We start from the raw sequence: 15,812 nt of genomic DNA, 5'->3' as shown, positions 1-15,812 counted from the left end.
GAAGTCCCGGCTGGGCAGGCAGTCGCCGTACCAGCTCGACTTCAGGGCGCCGCCACGGCCGAAGATCTCGATCATCGGCAGGTTCACCTGCTTGTCCGGCGTGGGCACGCCCACGAGCACGACCGTGCCTGCGAGGTCCCGGGCGTAGAACGCCTGCTCGTAGGTCTCGGGCCGGCCGACGGCCTCGATGACGACGTCGGCGCCGAAGCCACCAGTCGCCTCGCGGATCGCCTCGACGGGGTCGGACGTTCGGCTGTTGACGGTGTGCGTGGCACCGAAGCCCTTGGCGGCCTCGAGCTTCTGGTCGTCGATGTCGACGGCGACGATGGTCGTCGCGCCCGCGAGGTGGGCGCCCGCGATGGCCGCGTTGCCCACACCGCCACAGCCGATGACGGCGACCGAGTCACCCATCCCGACGCCTCCCGTGTTGACGGCGGCGCCGAAGCCAGCCATCACGCCGCAGCCGAGCAGGCCCACCGCGGCGGCGTCCGCCTCGGGGTCGACCTTGGTGCACTGGCCTGCCGCCACGAGCGTCTTCTCGATGAAGGCGCCCACCCCCAGCGCCGGGCTCAGCTCCGTGCCGTCGGTCAGCGTCATCCACTGCTTCGCGTTGTGCGTGGCGAAGCAGTACCACGGCTTGCCCTTCTGGCAGGCCCGGCACTGGCCGCAGACCGCGCGCCAGTTGAGGATGACGAAGTCGCCGGGCGCCACCTCCGTCACCCCCTCGCCCACCGCCTCGACGACACCGGCGGCCTCGTGCCCGAGCAGGAACGGGAACTCGTCGTTGATGCCGCCCTGCTTGTAGTGCAGGTCGGTGTGGCACACGCCGCAGGTGTGGACCGCGACGACGGCCTCACCGGGCCCCGGGTCCGGAACCACGATGTCGACCAGCTCGACCTCGGCGTCCTTGCTGCGGGCGATGACGCCCTTGACGGTCTGCGGCATGCGTTCCCTCCTGGGTTCGGCGGACGGGCCCTGCTGCCGCCACCCTACGGTCCGCCTGCCGCAGGTGGCGCGCCCGTCCTGACCCCCAGCCGGCGCACCCCAGGCCCAGGCCCGGGCTCGGGCTCGGGCAAGGGCATGGGCATGGGCAAGGGCAGCGTCCGGTACGCCCGGAACTGAGGTCCTTCGGCACTTCCGCCGACGCCGGAAGGCCCCTCAGGCTGGAAATGTGGAAGGAGGTGTAGTGATGAGACTGACATTCCGAGACCTCGTTGCCACGGTTCTGGTTGCGGCCATCGGCGTGCCCTACGTGGGCTACCTGATGAACGGCGAGATGCCGTTCATCCAGGATGCGCGCGGCATGTCCGCGGTCGGGCTGGTCCTCGGCGCCGCTGCCTTCCTGGTCCTCAGGACCGGCAACGCCCGAGACCGGGTCGGGACCCTCGAGACGGGTGCTGCGGTCGTCTCCATGATTCTCGGCTTCGCTGCCCTGGCGTTCGCCGAGACGGCGGCAGCAGAGATCCTGCTGGCCGTCTTCATGGGCTCCATCCTCGTCGTGTTCGCCTTTGAGGTGGCGGACCACGCCGGGCTGGTGCACGCGCACCCGAGCACCGCGGGCCACAGCTGAGCCAAGCAGCCCCTCGGGGCCACCACGGGCCAGTCCCCTTCGGAGACTGGCCCGCTCGCGCGTCAGTGGGTCGCGCCCCGCGAGGCGGGTGTCTCGTGCACCAGGGCTGTGGCGATCGCGGCCACCCCCTCGCCGCGGCCGGTCAGCCCGAGCCCGTCCGTGGTCGTCCCGCTCACGGAGACCGGCGCGCCGCACGCCTCCGACAGGGTGGACTGGGCTTCCTGCCGGCGGGTCCCGATCTTGGGCCGGTTGCCGACCACCTGCACGACGACGTTGCCGATCTCGAAGCCCGCGTCGCGCACGAGGCGGGCGGCCTCGGCCAGCAGCGTGACCCCGGACGCACCTGCCAGCTCGGGTCGCGAGGTGCCGAAGTGGGCGCCGAGGTCGCCGATCCCGGCAGCCGAGAACAGCGCGTCGCAGGCGGCGTGCGCAGCGACGTCCGCGTCGGAGTGGCCGTCCAGGCCCCGCTCCCCCGGCCAGAGCAGGCCGGCGACCCACAGCTCCCGGTCACTGGGCTCCGGCGCGAAGGCGTGCACGTCCACGCCGATCCCGACGCGGGGCATACCCAGGTGTGTCATGGCACCCATCCAACCATCGCCACCAGCGCAAACCCCGTGGCCGGGGCGTGGCGCGAAGGGCTAACCTCCACCCGCATGAGCGAGCCGACGCCCCTGCCCATCCCCGTCCTCACCGGCCCCACCGTCACGCTCCGCCCGCACGTCGAGGACGACCTCGGGCCTGTCGTCGAGCGCTGCAACGACCCCGAGACGGTGCGGTGGACGACGGTGCCCACCCCCTACACCGAGGAGATGGGCAGGTCCTACCTCGCGCGGATCATGGCACCCTCGCAGGAGCAGGTCTCCTGGGCCATCGAGCGCGACGGCGCCTACGCCGGCACCATCGACCTGCGGGCCTGGACCCGGGAGCCGGGCCACGCGGCCGGCAACATCGGGTTCGTCACCCACCCGGCCGCGCGCGGGCGCGGCGTGATGTCCGAGGCCGTCTCGCTGGTCCTCGCGCACGCGTTCGACCAGCTCGGCTGGGAGCTGGTCGCCTGGCAGGCCAACGTCGGCAACCACGGCAGTGCCAAGGCCGCCTGGCGGGCGGGCTTCCCCGTGCCGCTCCTGGTGCCGGCGCTGCTCGAGCACCGCGGCGTCATGACCGACGGCTGGCACTCGGTGCTGCGCAGCGACGACCCCCGCGAGCCCGCCTCCTCGTGGGACGAGGTGTATGCCGTGCTGGTGGATCACGTCCGCACCGCCCGTCGCCCCGGCTGAGCCTGCCCGGGCCGCGGCCACGCACACCCCGGCCGGCAGGGTCGGGGGCTGGTGCTACTCCTCGCGGAGGAAGAGTGCGGCGACGGCGAGGTCGTGCGGGGTCGTCACCTTCATCGCCCGCGCGTCGCCGGCGATGACCCGCACGGTGCCCCCCGCGCGCTCGACGAGCCCGGCGTCGTCGCTCGCGGAGCCCGAGCTCGCATGCGCCTGCTCGAGCGTCTCGCGGCTGAAGCCCTGAGGTGTCTGGACGGCCCGCAGCGCCGACCGGTCCGGGGTGTCGACCACCCGCCCGTCGGCGTCGACGGACTTGACCGTGTCGGCCACCGGCAGGCCGGGGACCACCGCGGGGTGGCCGGCGCGCACCTCACGCACCACGGCATCGAAGAGCTCGGGCGGGGCCAGGGCGCGGGCGGCGTCGTGGACCAGCACGACGTCGTCGCCCGGGGCCAGGGCCCGCAGCCCGGCGGCGACGGACGCGGAGCGGTCCTCGCCGCCGGCGACCACCTGCACGGCGTCCGGCCGAGCCGACGCACGGGCGATCGAGCGCGCCGGGTCGAGGTGGGTTGCCGGTGCCACGATGACCACGTGGTCGACAGCACGAACGGCGAGCACGCGGCTCAGGGCGTGCCCGAGCAGCGGCTCGCCGTCCAGTGGAACGAATGCCTTCGGCTCGGGAGCACCGAGCCGGGCGCCCTGCCCTCCTGCGACGAGGACGACAGCGACGCTCAGGAGGCGAGGACCTCGTCGAGCATGGCCTCGGCCTTGTCCTCGTTCGTCTTCTCGGCGAGAGCGAGCTCGGAGACGAGGATCTGGCGGGCCTTGGCGAGCATGCGCTTCTCGCCGGCCGAGAGGCCACGGTCCTTGTCGCGGCGCCACAGGTCGCGGACGACCTCTGCCACCTTGATGACGTCACCAGAGGCCAGCTTCTCGAGGTTGGCCTTGTACCGGCGCGACCAGTTGGTCGGCTCCTCCGTGTGCGGGGCCCGCAGCACCTCGAACACCTTGTCGAGGCCTTCCTGCCCGACGACGTCGCGGACACCCACGAGGTCGCAGTTCTCCGCAGGAACCTCGATGGTCAGGTCGCCCTGGGCTACCTTGAGCTTGAGGTAGAGCTTGTCCTCGCCCTTGATCGTGCGCGTATTGATTTCTTCGATCAATGCAGCCCCGTGGTGTGGGTACACGACCGTTTCGCCGACCTTGAAAACCATGTGCTGTTTTCCCCTTTCGCGACCTCAAGAATAACACGCCACGCCGTCAACCGGAACTTGATGGTCGCGCGTTTGCGCAGGTCAGAGGCCCTGTCGGAGGCAAATTGCCCGTAGTGCCGGTCTTGACAGACGGCGCACCCGCGTGCAACGCGCACGGGTGCGCGCCACAGGAACGGCGGCCGGTAGGGTGTCCCCGTGATGCGCCGAACCTCCTCCCCCCGCCCCGTCGCCCGCCGCCTCGCGCCCGTCGCGGCGGCCGCGGCCGCGCTGGGGCTCGCCGGGTGCCAGCTCACCTCGCCGATCCAGACCGACATCCCCTACCTGTCCGCCGACGGCGTGAACGTCGACCTCCAGGACGTGCAGATCCGTAACCTGGTCGTCATCGCGGAGGAAAAGGACGGCAAGGGCACCATCTCCGGCGCCGTCGTCAACCGTGGCTCCCAGCCCGTGACCATCACCTTTGCCGGCGAGGGTGGGTCCACCGCGACCTTCTCCGTCCCGGCGTACGGCCAGGAGCAGATCTCGAAGGACTCCCCGGTCTCGCTGTCGACCGTGGCGGCCGAGCCCGGCGGGATCGCCACCCTCCAGGTGGGCACCAGCCCCTCCGGGGGGAACATCGTCAAGGTCCCCGTGCTGCTGCCCGACGGCTACTACGAGACGCTGGCGCCCTGAGCGCACCCACCGCGCCCGCACGCACAGGTGAGCCCCCGCCAGACTGGCGGGGGCTCACCCCTGTTCCGGGGGGTGGGACCTGCCAGGCCCCACCCGGTGGCGGTGCGGGTCAGTCCGCCTCGAACTTGTAGCCCAGGCCCCGGACGGTGACGATGTGCCGCGGCGCGGCGGGGTCGGGCTCGATCTTGGCGCGCAACCGCTTGACGTGGACGTCGAGGGTCTTGGTGTCGCCGACGTAGTCGCTCCCCCACACCCGGTCGATGAGCTGCATCCGGGTGAGCACCCGGCCGGTGTTGCGCAGCAGGATCTCGAGGAGCTCGAACTCCTTCAGCGGCAGCGAGGCCTGGCTGCCGTTGACGGTGACCACGTGCCGCTCGACGTCCATGCGGACCGGCCCCGCCTCGAGGGTCGCCGGGAGCAGGTCCTCCGGCTCGGCGCCCCGGCGCAGGACGGCCTTGATGCGGGCGAGCAGCTCGCGGGAGGAGTAGGGCTTCGTCACGTAGTCGTCCGCGCCGATCTCGAGGCCCACGACCTTGTCGATCTCGCTGTCCTTCGCGGTCAGCATGATCACCGGCACGTGCGAGCGCTGCCGGAGCGCTCGGCACACGTCGGTTCCGCTGAGGCCCGGGAGCATCAGGTCGAGCAGGACGAGGTCGGCCCCGGCCCGGTCGAACTCCTCGAGGGCGGCTGGCCCGGTCTCGGCGACTGCGACCTCGTACCCCTCCTTGCGCAGCAGGTAGGACAGTGGGTCGGAGTACGAGACCTCGTCCTCGACCACCAGGATCCGCGTCATTCGTGGCCCTCTCGTTGTGTGCTGGGGTCTGCGGTGTTGTCGCCGGAGCGGTCGGCGGCGGCGGGCAGCCGGATGGTGAAGGTCGACCCGCGGCCCTCCTCGCTCCAGACGCTGACGTCGCCGCCGTGGTTGGAGCAGATGTGCTTGACGATGGCCAGCCCGAGCCCGGTGCCACCGGTCGCCCGCGACCGCGCGGCGTCGACCCGGTAGAAGCGCTCGAAGATGCGCGACTGCTCGCTCTCGGGGATGCCGTGGCCCTGGTCGGAGACGGTGATCTCGATGATGTCGTCGACCCGCCGGCCTCCCACGGCCACCTTGGTGCCGGGGTCGGAGTAGGCAATCGCGTTGCCCACCAGGTTGCGCACGGCGGTCACGAGGAGGTCCTCGTCACCGAACACCTTGAGGTCGGGCTCGCAGGCCGCCGCCAGGTCGATCTGCTTGGCCTCGGCGCCCAGCCGGGTGTGGTCCAGGGCCTCGTTGATCAGGGTGCCCACGTCGACGAGCTGCGGCTCGTGCAGGCCGTCGGCGACCTGGAGCCGGGAGAGGTCCACGATCTCCTTGACCAGCTGGCTCAGCCGCGCCGCCTCCACCTGCATCCGCCGGGCGAACCGCTCGACGGCCTCCGGGTCCTCGCGGGCGTCGAGCACCGCCTCGGCGAGGAGGGCGAGGCCACCGACCGGGGTCTTGAGCTCGTGGCTGACGTTCGCCACGAAGTCACGGCGGACCTCCTCGACGCGCCGGACCTGCGTGATGTCGTCGAGGAGCAGCAGCACGTGGCTGATTCCGAGCGGGGCGACCCGCGCGTGCATGAGGACCCGGCCGCGGCCCACCGGACCACGCGAGAGCTCGAGCTGCGCCTCGCGGATGACGCCGTCGCGGCGCACCTGCCGGGCGAGGTGACGCAGCTCCGCGTGGACGAGCTCGCGGCCGCGGACCAGGCCGTAGGAGGCAGCTGCCGGGGAGGTGTTGACGACCGCGTCGGCCGAGTCGACCACGATGCCGCTCGAGCGCAGCACGTGCAGCACGTCCCCGACCCCCGCCGGCAGGGGCGGAGGCGCCGGAGGCTCGGGTACCGTGGTCTGCTGGCGCTCGGAGTAGCGCACGGCGATCACAGCGAACGCACCGATCACGAGTCCGGCCAGTCCGGACAGCAGGGCGGCGGTCGCGACATCCACGACACTCAATGTACGCATGCTGGCCACGTGGTCTGACCGCGTGCCACTGTCGCCCGCCGGCCGATTCCCATATGTTCACCCCAGAGCCCCCAAGCGTTCACGGCAGGGTGGGACTCTCACGACGCACCCACGAGAGCTAGGACTGGACACCCACACATGCGCGACGCGTTCCACGAGGACCTCGACAAGATCTCCGACCAGCTGGTGGAGATGACCCACCTGGCGGGTTCGGCGATGGCGCGGGCCACGACGGCCCTGCTCGACGCCGACATCAACCTGGCCGAGTCCGTCATCGAGGCCGACAAGCACCTCGACGACCTCCGCGAGGAGCTCGACGCCATGTCGGTCGACCTGCTCGCCCGACAGCAGCCGGTGGCCACCGACCTGCGGATGGTCGTCACGGCCATGCGGATGAGCGCCGACCTCGAGCGCATGGGCGACCTCGCCCGCCACGTCGCCAAGGTCGCGCGGCTTCGCTTCCCCGAGTCGGCCGTGCCCGCCGACATCCGCGCCACCATCCTGCAGATGGGCCAGGTCGCCGAGCGCATCGTCGCCAAGGCCGGCCAGGTCATCGCCAGCAAGGACGTCGAGGCCGCCAAGACCCTCGAGCGCGACGACGACGCCATGGACGACCTGCACCGCCAGCTGTTCGGCAAGCTGGTCGACGGCACTTGGCAGCACGGCACCGAGGCCGCCGTCGACATCACCCTGGTCGGCCGCTACTACGAGCGCTTCGCCGACCACGCCGTCTCCGTCGCCCACCGCGTCGTCTACCTCGTGACCGGCGAGTGGGACCTCGAGGCTCGCGACCACGAGGAGGACGAGGACTCGCGGCCGCCCGCCTGAGCCCCCTCCCAGCACGACACAGGCCCGGTATGCCGCCCACGCGGCATACCGGGCCTGGTGCGTCAGTGTGCGGTCACCTCAGCGCTGGCCCTGGGCGGCCACCGCGGCGGCGGCCTCGGCGGCCGCCTCCGGGTCGAGGTACTCCCCCGGCTTCGTGGGCATGAAGTCCTCGCCGAGGGTGTAGACCAGCGGCTGCCCGGTCGGGATGTTCAGCGCGGCGATGTCCTCGTCGCTGATGCCGTCGAGGTGCTTGACCAGACCACGCAGGCTGTTGCCGTGGGCGACGACCAGCACCGTCTGGCCGGTCCGCAGGTCGTCCTGCAGGGGGCCCTCCCAGTAGGGCATGAACCGCGCGATGACGTCCTTGAGGCACTCGGTGCGGGGCACGTCGATCCCGGCGTAGCGCGGGTCGGCGGACTGGTCGTACTCGCTGCCCGGCTCGATGGGCGGCGGCGGGGTGTCGAAGGAGCGGCGCCACAGCATGAACTGCTCGTCGCCGTACTTCTCGCGGGTGGCCGCCTTGTCGAGACCCTGCAGCGCGCCGTAGTGCCGCTCGTTGAGGCGCCAGTGGCGGCGGACGGGGATCCAGTGCCGGTCGCAGGCGTCGAGGGCGAGGTTCGCGGTGTTGATCGCGCGGCGCAGCACGCTGGTGTGGACGATGTCGGGCAGGACGCCCTTCTCCCTGAGCAGCTCGCCTCCGTGCACCGCCTCGGCGCGCCCCTGGTCGTTGAGGTCGACGTCGACCCAGCCGGTGAAGAGGTTCCTGGCGTTCCAGTCGGAGTGCCCGTGGCGCAGCAGGACAAGGGTGTGTTCCGTCATGGCGCCAGACTAGTGGGGGTCACTCCTGCTCCAGCAGGTGCCGGAACGCGTCGAGGTTGCGCGTGGACTCGCCGCGGGAGACGCGCCAGGCCCACTCCTTCTTCATCGACGAGAGGAAGCCGATGGCCAGCAGCTCGTTGAAGGGGTCGTCCGCCGCCTGCAGCACGACTCCGAGGAGCTGGTCGAGGTATGCCGCGTCGACGGCCGCCGCGGGCACGCGGCCGGTGACGTAGACGTCCCCGGAGGAGTCGATCGCGTACGCGAGGCCGGGCAGGCGGAGGTTCTTGCGCAGCAGGGTGCGGTAGAACTCCTCGTGGTTCTCGTCCGGGTTGCGGATGACGAACGCCGAGACCGACAGGGTGGAGTCGGTGGCGACCAGGGAGGCGACCGTCTTGAGCTTGCGCTCCCCCGGGAGGGTCACGACGTACTCGCCCTCGCGGGCACCCTGCTCCCACGGGATGCCGGACTCCGCCAGGTAGGCCTCGACCACCGCGCCGAGGCCCTCGCCGCTGCTCACGGGACCACCGCCGAGGGGATGCCGTCGAGCGTCGCCGACTCGCCGATGGGCGAGAGGGTCCTGGCCCGGCAAGCCTCGAGGTAGACCTCGAGCAGCTGCTCGGCGGTGCGGTCCCAGCCGAACTGCGCCGCGTGCTCGACCGCCCGGCGGGAGAGCTCCTCGCGACGGGCCTGGTCGAGCAGGAGCGCCTCGAGGTGCTCGGACCACACGCGCGGGTCGTGGCCGTCGACGAGGACGCCGGCGTCCCCGACCGCCGTCGGCAGGCCGCCGACGTTCGCCGCCACGACCGGGGTGCCACAGGCCTGCGCCTCGACCGCCACCAGCCCGAAAGACTCGCTGTGCGAGGGCACTGCCACCAGGTCGGCGGCCTGGTACCACCGCGCGAGCTCCTGGCGGGCCACCGGTGGGGCGAAGCGCACCGAGGCGCTGACCCCGAGCCTGGCGGCGAGCTCCTCGAGGCCGTGCGGGTGCGCCAGTCCGGAGCCGCTCGGGCCGCCCAGGACGGCGACGACGAGCTCCCCCGCCCAGTCGGGGTGCCGGGCCAGCAGCTCGGCGGCGGCGGAGACGAGCACCTCGGGCGCCTTCAGCGGCTGGATCCGGCCGACGAACAGCAGCACCTTGGCGTCGAGCGGCAGGCCGACCCGCGCCCGGGCCGCGCGTCGGTCGCCGGGGGTGAACAGCGAGAGGTCGACGCCCGGCGGCACGACCACGACCTTCCCGGGGTCCGCGTCATACAGGCCGACGAGCTCCTCGGCCTCCTTGGCGGTGTTGGCGATGAGCCGGTCGGCGGCCTCGACGACCTGCACCTCGCCGATCTCCCGGCCGGGTGGCTCCGGCGAGTCACCGTCGGCGAGGTGGGCGTTCTTGACCCGCGCCATGGTGTGCATGGTGTGGACGAGCGGGACCTGCCAGCGATCGTGGGCGAGCCAGCCCACCTGCCCGGAGAGCCAGTAGTGGGAGTGGACGAGGTCGTAGTGGCCCTCCGGGGCGTGCGCAGCAGTGCGCATCACCCCGGCCGCGAAGGCGCAGAGCTGGCCGGGGAGGTCGTCCTTGCCCAGGCCCTCGTACGGCCCGGCCGTGACGTGCCGCACGAGCACACCGGGGGCCAGCTCGACGACCGGATCCAGCTCGGCGGTCGTGGTGCGCGTGAAGACCTCCACCTCGACCCCCCGCTCGGCGAGCTGGCGGGCCGTCTCCACGACGTAGACGTTGAGGCCGCCGGCATCCCCGGTCCCGGGCTGCTCGAGCGGCGAGGTGTGCACGCTCAGCATCGCGACCCGCCGGGGGCCGTCGCAGGTGGCCATGGCCTCGAGTCTGCCACGCGCGGCCGGGCTCAACGCGGTCGGGGATCCGGCCTGGCGGTGACGCTGAGGACGACCGACTCGGACCACACGTGCACGTCGTTGCGGCCGGCGGCGCGCAGGTCCACGGCCCGCGCCACCCCCGCCGGGCCGACGGCCACGTCCGTCCCGAGCACGGTGGTGAAGGCCGGGTCGGCGCGGCCGGTGTCGGGTGCGAGCCAGTAGGCGTGGCGGCGCAGGTTCCGGAACGGCAGGGCCGGGGGGATCCCGGTCGTGGCCGGCTCGTGGTCGAGGTGCACGACGAGCGCGCTGGCGCGGGGGACGCTCACACCGATCCGTACGACGGGTCCGGCGAGCTCGATCCGCATCTCCAGGGGCAGGGACTGCTCGCCGTCGAAGACCTCCCCCGTGTACGTGGCTCGTCCGGGGAGGAAGGTCAGCGAGGTGATCCGGACGTGGTCGTACTGGCGCTCCACGCGCTCGGTCGCCTCCGCACCCTCGCCCTCCAGGCTCCCGACGACCGCGGAGACGAGGGAGCCGCGGTTCACGGACTCGACCAGGATGTCGTCCTCGTGGCTGACCCGCAGGCCGGACTCGTACAGCGCCGCGGTCACCCCGCCCCCGAGCGTCGCCACACCTCGCGCGTCCGGGTCCACCACCAGCATTCCCGGCCCGACGTCGGCGATCCGGCCGTCGCGTCCGAGCCAGTCCGGGACCCACGCGCTGAGGCCGAGGAGCGCGAGGGCGCAGACCGAGGCCACCAGCGCGACCATGCTCTTGCTGACGTCGCGGGGGGTGACGTCGCGCCGCCGGCCTCTCACGGCCTCCACCCTACGGCCGGACACGCTGCCGCGAGGGCAGGGCCCGTACCCTGCTCGGGTGGCGACGCGCAGGCCGGTGGGCACCATCACCCGCGGCACCACCAACCCCAACCGGCTGCGCCGGGTCGACCGCTGGCTGGCCGGCCCCCAGGCCTGGCGGCTGCGGCGGCCGAGCGAGCCGCCGGTGGTCGTCGACCTCGGCTACGGCGCCTCCCCCGTGACGGCCGTCGAGCTGCACGACCGGCTGCGCCGGGTGCGACCGGACGTGCGCGTCGTCGGCGTGGAGATCGACCCCGAGAGGGTCGCGGCAGGTCGGCTCCTCGAGCGGCCCGGGCTCTCGTTCCGGCGCGGCGGCTTCGAGGTCCCCCTGGAGCGCGGCGCGCGCCCCACCGTCGTGCGTGCGTTCAACGTGCTCCGGCAGTACGACGAGGACGAGGTCGCGGGCGCCTGGTCCACCGTCCGGGAGCGCCTCGCCCCGGACGGCCTGCTGGTCGACGGGACCTGCGACGAGCTGGGCCGGCGCAGCGCCTGGGTCGCGGTGGACCACTCCGGGCCGGTGTCCCTGACCCTGTCCTGGCGGCTGCGCGGCCTCGACACCCCCTCCGGGGTCGCCGAGCGGCTGCCGAAGTCGCTGATCCACCGCAACGTGGAGGGTGAGGCGGTGCACGCCTACCTCGCCGCGCTGGACCGGGCCTGGCTGCTCGCGGCCCACCACGGGTCCTTCGGGGTGCGCCAGCGCTTCCTCGCCGCGGTGTCGACGCTGCGCGACGAGGGCTGGCCGCTGCTCGACGGCCCGGGGCGATGGCGCCTCGGTGAGGTGACCGTCGACTGGGCCGCGGTCGCGCCACGGGGATGAAGCCCCGGCGCACCGGCAGGGACCAGTCGGTCCCCGCCACACCGGCAGGGCTCAGCGGGCGTAGTCGTCCTCGAGGCGGACGATGTCGGCCTCGTCGAAGTCACCGAAGGCCACCTCGAGGAGCCGGCCGGGCTGATCACCCTTGTTGGCCATCCGGTGCACCGTCCTCGTCGGCACCCACACCGTCTCGCCGGGCTCGGCACTCCAGGTCCGCTCGCCCACGGTCACCTCGATCGGCCCGTCCAGGACCTGCCACATCTCGCCGCGGTGGTCGTGGGTCTGCAGGGAGAGACGGTGGCCGGGCTCGACCGTGATGATCTTGACCGTCACCTGCTCGTTCGAGACGAACTGCTGGAACTGCCCCCACGGACGCTCGACGACGAAGATCTCCTCGCGCGGGTCCTGACGATCAGACATGGGTCCCCTTGGTAGCCGGTGGCACAACGGGGACCGATTCTGCCCGATGTCGGGGGCAGCGCGTCACCACGGGCCGTACGGACCCTGCGCCGAGCCGCGGCCGGACACCTGGCGCAGGGCCGGTCGCACGTCGGCGAGGTAGATCCCGGCACCCACGACGGCGAGGATCCCCAGCAGGTTCAGCGGGCTGAACACGAAGACGAAGCCGACCAGGGCGCTGATGCCGGTGACGATGCTCCAGAACTGCTTGGTGCGCTTGCCCGCAGCCACGTAGGCGTCCGGCCGGTGCCGGATGGCGTCGACGAACGCGAAGACCTCGAGCGCGAGCGCTGCGAGGCCGAGCAGGAGCGTCACGAGGTTCTGCGCCGAGCCGATCATGTTCATGGCGCAAGCCTACGGTCTGGAGGGCCCCTCAGACGTCCACGACAAGGGTGACGGGCCCGTCGTTCACGAGGCTGACCTCCATCATCGCCCCGAAGCGGCCCGTGGCCACCTCCACGCCACGCCCGCGCAGGTCCTCGACGACCGCCTCCACCACCGGCTCGGCCACGCTGCCGGGGGCGGCGCCGTTCCACGAGGGGCGGCGACCCTTCCTGGTGTCGGCGTAGAGGGTGAACTGGCTGACCACGAGCACCGGGGCGCCCTCGTCGAGCACGGAGCGCTCGTCGCGGAGGATGCGCAGCTCGCTGATCTTGCGCGCCATGGCCGCCACCTGCTCCGGCCCGTCGTCGTGGGTGACCCCCACGAGGGCCAGCAGGCCCGGTCGGTCGATGGCTCCGACGGTCTCACCGTCGACGAGCACCGCGGCTCGGGTCACGCGCTGGAGGACGGCCCGCACGGCTCAGATCCCGACCGCGACGACGGCCCCCACCGGCTCGCCGTGGCCGAGCACGGGGGCGTTCTCGAGCTCGGCCAGCGCGTCCGACTCCACGCCGAGGCGGCGCAGGGCGGCGGCGACGATCACCGGTCGGGCCCGCTGCCCGCCGTCGGCGACCTTCAGGGCGATGCCGCGACCGTCGGCCAGCCCCACGGCGTACACGGCCTCGGCGCCGTCCTTGGCGATCAGGCCGGGGGTGCCGCGCACCAGCGCGGTGACGTCGCGCCGGGTGCCCCCGAGGTATGCCGGGTGGGTGCGGATGGCGTCCGCGACGGCCCGCTCGTGCGTGCCGTCCTCCGCGGACGCGAGGCGGCCGAACGCGCGGGCGAGACCGGTGAGGCTGATCGCCATCACGGGGGCCCCGCACCCGTCGACCGCGGTTGCCGCGACCGGCTCGCCCGCGAGCTCCTCCAGCGTGGCGGCCATCGCCTGCTGCAGGGGGTGGTCGGAGCTGCGGTAGGTGACGGTGTCCCAGCCGTTGAGGACACAGGTGGCCAGCATGGCGGCGTGCTTGCCGGAGCAGTTCTGCGCGATCGACGACTTCTCACGTCGCTCGCGGCGCCAGTGGTCCTGCTCCAGGGCGTCGTAGGGCCAGTCCGGGGTGTTCTGCAGGGCGGCCTCGGTGAGACCGGCGCCGGCGAGGATGCGGCGCACGCCGTCGAGGTGGAAGTCCTCCCCCGAGTGGCTCGAGCAGGCCAGGGCCAGCAGCTCGGGCTCGAGGCGCAGGCCGTTGCGGACCATGGCGAGGGCCTGCAGCGGCTTGTTCGAGGAGCGCGGGAAGACCGGCCCGGTCGCGCTGCCGAGGGCGATCTCGGGGGTGCCGTCGGCCGCGAGGGCCACGAGGCTCCCGTGGTGGACGGACTCGACGAAGCCGCCGCGGACGACATGGGCGAGCACGGGGGCGTCGAGCAGGGCGCCGGAGGGGGCCGCGCCGGCGGCGCCCCGGTCGGCAACGGCGGCGTCGGCGGCGTGTGCGGAGGTCACGCCGTCACCCTAGCCATCGGCCGGCCGCCCGGACACGGCGAGGGCCCGGCGCCGCGTGGAGGGATGCGGCACCGGGCCCTCGCCTGCCCGTGTCGGGCAGAGGGGTGCGTCAGGAGGTCAGTCGCCGACCTTCTCCGCAGCGGCCGAGGCGGCCTTCTTCGAGGCGGCGGCCGTCTTGCGTGCACCCGTGGCAGCGCGCTTGGTCGACGCGGACGCGGTGGCGGCGCGCTTCTTGGTGGTCGTCGCGGTGCGCTTGGCGGCGCTGCGGGTGGTGGCGGTCGACTTCTTCGCCGTGGTGGCAGCGCCCTTGGCCTCGTCGGCGACGGAGGCGGCAACGGTCTCGGCCACCTCGGCGGCGTCGCGGCGGCCGGTCGTGAGGGTGGCCTTCGCGGAGCGCTCGATGTCGACCGCAGCCTTGCGGACGGTCGTGACGGCGCCCTTGCCGAGGGCGACGGTGGTCTCGGCCTGCGCGACGAGGTCCTGGGTCGCCTTCTGGTTGCGCACCCGCTTGACGAGCTTCTCGCCGCGGGTAGCGAACTCGCCGTACGACTCGGCGGCCCTTCCGGCGATCTCCAGGCCGCGGTTCAGGGCGAGCGCCGGCACCTGCTGGGCCTGCTCGGTGGCCTCGGTGGCGCGCTGGAGGGCCTTGGCCTGGAGCTTCTCAACCGAGATCTCCACGCGGGCAGCCTCGGCGCGGGCGCGGGCCTCACGCACCTTCTCGAACGCCAGGTCTGCGGCGCCTACGGCGGCGAACACCGGGGTGGTGTCGGTGACGGTCTTCTTGATGTCGGCCACGAAAGCCATGGTGGTCTCCTTCATCTCTTCGGGGTGCTGGTCTTGGGGGCCCTGCGCCGGGTGGCGCTGGGCCGGGTGCTGGCGTCGGGGGTGGTCGTCCCGCTCACGAACGAGTCGTAGACGTCGAGGAGTGCGGCCTTCTGCCTCTGGCTGAGGAGCGGGTCGGCGGTGATGACCGCGCGGGTGTCCGCGGGCTCGGGAGCGTTCTCCGGGCGCTCGTCGAGGATCCCCGCCCGGACGTAGAGCGACTCCGCCGAGACCTGCAGGCCCTTGGCGAGCTGCTGGAGGATCTCGGCGCTGGGCTTCTTCAGCCCGCGCTCGATCTGCGACAGGTAGGGGTTGGAGACCCCGGCCAGCTCGGACAGCTGGCGCAGGGACAGCCGGGCCGACTGGCGCTGCTCGCGCAGGTAGTCGCCCAGGCTGTCGCCCCCGAGGGGGCCGAGCGGGATCCGGCTCATGCCTCCATAGTGCTTGCCCCAGTTAGCAGAACGCAAACTCTAGACAGCGTGAGGCGAGTCACACGGCGAACCCGGCGGCACCGCGCCGGGCACTCAGGACGACCGGCGGCGGTCCTTGACCCCGAGCAGGGCGCGGGCCTCGTCGGTCGACATCGCCGGCCGCTGCATCACCCCGGCCAGGTGCGCCGCCCGCTCCACGAGCTCCCGGTTGTGCCCCACCGGCACCCCGCGGGCGAAGACGACGTTGTCCTCCATCCCGACCCGCAGGTGGCCACCCCCGGCAAGTGCTGCGGCCATGATCGGCAGGTGGGCGCGGCCGATGCCGGTGGCGGACCAGCTCGTCACCTCCGGCGGCAGCATCTGGACGCCCGCGAGCAGCGCCGCCGGCGTCCCCGGCATACCGCCCGGGACGTTGGTCACGAAGTC

Annotated in this window: 22 protein-coding genes; 5 read left to right on the top strand and 17 right to left on the bottom strand. The window is 72.8% G+C overall.

Annotation, left to right across the window (positions count from 1 at the left end; all coding sequences use genetic code 11):
* The coding region (locus VIB11_RS04365; protein ID WP_332028721.1) for an S-(hydroxymethyl)mycothiol dehydrogenase at positions 1-945 on the bottom strand (945 nt) is incomplete at its 3' end.
* Between the two features lie 244 nt (positions 946-1,189).
* Between VIB11_RS04365 and VIB11_RS04360 the strand changes: the two genes are divergently transcribed.
* Positions 1,190-1,570 (top strand): hypothetical protein, encoded by a 381-nt coding sequence (locus VIB11_RS04360; protein ID WP_332028719.1) that lies wholly within the window; start codon positions 1,190-1,192, stop codon positions 1,568-1,570.
* Positions 1,571-1,632: 62 nt separating this feature from the next.
* Here the strand turns inward: VIB11_RS04360 and ispF are convergent, their stop codons facing one another.
* A complete protein-coding gene (ispF, locus tag VIB11_RS04355; RefSeq protein ID WP_332028717.1) occupies positions 1,633-2,148 on the bottom strand; it encodes a 2-C-methyl-D-erythritol 2,4-cyclodiphosphate synthase in 516 nt (171 codons plus the stop codon).
* A 75-nt stretch (positions 2,149-2,223) separates the two neighbouring features.
* On the opposite strand from ispF, the gene VIB11_RS04350 reads away from it, so the two are divergent.
* Positions 2,224-2,847 (top strand): GNAT family N-acetyltransferase, encoded by a 624-nt coding sequence (locus VIB11_RS04350; protein ID WP_332028715.1) that lies wholly within the window; start codon positions 2,224-2,226, stop codon positions 2,845-2,847.
* Positions 2,848-2,901: 54 nt separating this feature from the next.
* Here the strand turns inward: VIB11_RS04350 and ispD are convergent, their stop codons facing one another.
* Positions 2,902-3,576, bottom strand: coding sequence for a 2-C-methyl-D-erythritol 4-phosphate cytidylyltransferase (gene ispD / locus VIB11_RS04345; protein WP_332028723.1), 675 nt, complete (start codon positions 3,574-3,576; stop codon positions 2,902-2,904).
* Positions 3,573-4,055: a CarD family transcriptional regulator gene (locus tag VIB11_RS04340; RefSeq protein WP_332028713.1), complete on the bottom strand. Its 483-nt coding sequence runs from the start codon at positions 4,053-4,055 to the stop codon at positions 3,573-3,575. The genes ispD and VIB11_RS04340 overlap by 4 nt, the downstream gene beginning before the upstream one ends.
* Positions 4,056-4,250: 195 nt before the next feature.
* On the opposite strand from VIB11_RS04340, the gene VIB11_RS04335 reads away from it, so the two are divergent.
* Positions 4,251-4,727, top strand: a complete 477-nt coding sequence (locus VIB11_RS04335; RefSeq protein WP_332028711.1) for a hypothetical protein — start codon at positions 4,251-4,253, stop codon at positions 4,725-4,727.
* 109 nt (positions 4,728-4,836) lie between these two features.
* On the opposite strand, the gene VIB11_RS04330 is transcribed toward VIB11_RS04335, so the two are convergent.
* Both VIB11_RS04330 and VIB11_RS04325 read right to left on the bottom strand, forming a co-directional pair.
* A complete protein-coding gene (locus VIB11_RS04330) occupies positions 4,837-5,520 on the bottom strand; it encodes a response regulator transcription factor (protein WP_332028709.1) in 684 nt (227 codons plus the stop codon).
* Positions 5,517-6,695 (bottom strand): sensor histidine kinase, encoded by a 1,179-nt coding sequence (locus tag VIB11_RS04325; RefSeq protein WP_332028707.1) that lies wholly within the window; start codon positions 6,693-6,695, stop codon positions 5,517-5,519. The genes VIB11_RS04330 and VIB11_RS04325 overlap by 4 nt, the downstream gene beginning before the upstream one ends.
* Positions 6,696-6,851: 156 nt before the next feature.
* Here VIB11_RS04325 and phoU point away from each other — a divergent pair, with 156 nt between their 5' ends.
* Positions 6,852-7,541, top strand: coding sequence for a phosphate signaling complex protein PhoU (gene phoU, locus VIB11_RS04320; RefSeq protein WP_332028705.1), 690 nt, complete (start codon positions 6,852-6,854; stop codon positions 7,539-7,541).
* 78 nt (positions 7,542-7,619) lie between these two features.
* Here the strand turns inward: phoU and VIB11_RS04315 are convergent, their stop codons facing one another.
* The 4 genes from VIB11_RS04315 to VIB11_RS04300 are packed head-to-tail and all read right to left on the bottom strand — an operon-like array spanning position 7,620 to position 10,999.
* Positions 7,620-8,360, bottom strand: a complete 741-nt coding sequence (locus tag VIB11_RS04315; RefSeq protein WP_332028703.1) for a phosphoglyceromutase — start codon at positions 8,358-8,360, stop codon at positions 7,620-7,622.
* A gap of 19 nt (positions 8,361-8,379) precedes the next feature.
* On the bottom strand, positions 8,380-8,877 hold the full coding sequence (locus VIB11_RS04310; RefSeq protein ID WP_332028702.1) for a YbjN domain-containing protein: 498 nt from the start codon (positions 8,875-8,877) through the stop codon (positions 8,380-8,382).
* Positions 8,874-10,181 (bottom strand): D-inositol-3-phosphate glycosyltransferase, encoded by a 1,308-nt coding sequence (gene mshA / locus VIB11_RS04305; protein WP_332028700.1) that lies wholly within the window; start codon positions 10,179-10,181, stop codon positions 8,874-8,876. Before mshA ends, VIB11_RS04310 begins: the two co-directional genes overlap by 4 nt.
* A 29-nt stretch (positions 10,182-10,210) precedes the next feature.
* On the bottom strand, positions 10,211-10,999 hold the full coding sequence (locus tag VIB11_RS04300) for a hypothetical protein (protein WP_332028698.1): 789 nt from the start codon (positions 10,997-10,999) through the stop codon (positions 10,211-10,213).
* Between the two features lie 58 nt (positions 11,000-11,057).
* Between VIB11_RS04300 and VIB11_RS04295 the strand changes: the two genes are divergently transcribed.
* Positions 11,058-11,855, top strand: a complete 798-nt coding sequence (locus VIB11_RS04295; protein ID WP_332028696.1) for a class I SAM-dependent methyltransferase — start codon at positions 11,058-11,060, stop codon at positions 11,853-11,855.
* A 51-nt stretch (positions 11,856-11,906) separates the two neighbouring features.
* Here the strand turns inward: VIB11_RS04295 and VIB11_RS04290 are convergent, their stop codons facing one another.
* The 7 genes from VIB11_RS04290 to VIB11_RS04260 all read right to left on the bottom strand — a co-directional run.
* Positions 11,907-12,272 carry a phosphomannose isomerase type II C-terminal cupin domain gene (locus tag VIB11_RS04290; RefSeq protein ID WP_332028694.1) on the bottom strand — a complete coding sequence of 122 codons (366 nt, stop codon included), beginning with the start codon at positions 12,270-12,272 and terminating at the stop codon, positions 11,907-11,909.
* 63 nt (positions 12,273-12,335) lie between these two features.
* A complete protein-coding gene (locus VIB11_RS04285) occupies positions 12,336-12,656 on the bottom strand; it encodes a DUF2516 family protein (protein ID WP_332028692.1) in 321 nt (106 codons plus the stop codon).
* A gap of 28 nt (positions 12,657-12,684) precedes the next feature.
* Positions 12,685-13,110: a D-aminoacyl-tRNA deacylase gene (dtd, locus tag VIB11_RS04280; RefSeq protein ID WP_332028690.1), complete on the bottom strand. Its 426-nt coding sequence runs from the start codon at positions 13,108-13,110 to the stop codon at positions 12,685-12,687.
* 3 nt (positions 13,111-13,113) lie between these two features.
* Complete coding sequence (locus VIB11_RS04275) at positions 13,114-14,133, bottom strand: asparaginase (RefSeq protein WP_332028688.1); 1,020 nt, start codon at positions 14,131-14,133, stop codon at positions 13,114-13,116.
* 117 nt (positions 14,134-14,250) lie between these two features.
* Positions 14,251-14,937 carry a hypothetical protein gene (locus VIB11_RS04270; protein ID WP_332028687.1) on the bottom strand — a complete coding sequence of 229 codons (687 nt, stop codon included), beginning with the start codon at positions 14,935-14,937 and terminating at the stop codon, positions 14,251-14,253.
* An 11-nt stretch (positions 14,938-14,948) separates the two neighbouring features.
* A complete protein-coding gene (locus VIB11_RS04265; RefSeq protein ID WP_332028685.1) occupies positions 14,949-15,386 on the bottom strand; it encodes a helix-turn-helix domain-containing protein in 438 nt (145 codons plus the stop codon).
* Positions 15,387-15,479: 93 nt separating this feature from the next.
* On the bottom strand, positions 15,480-15,812 hold a 333-nt coding region (locus VIB11_RS04260), incomplete at its 5' end, for a 3-keto-5-aminohexanoate cleavage protein (RefSeq protein ID WP_332028683.1).

Origin of the sequence: Pedococcus sp. (genome assembly GCF_036554925.1) — a bacterium.
Lineage (GTDB): Bacteria > Actinomycetota > Actinomycetes > Actinomycetales > Dermatophilaceae > Pedococcus_A.
The sequence above is the reverse complement of the archived record's forward strand: the minus strand, read 5'-3'. Positions and strand labels throughout refer to the sequence as shown.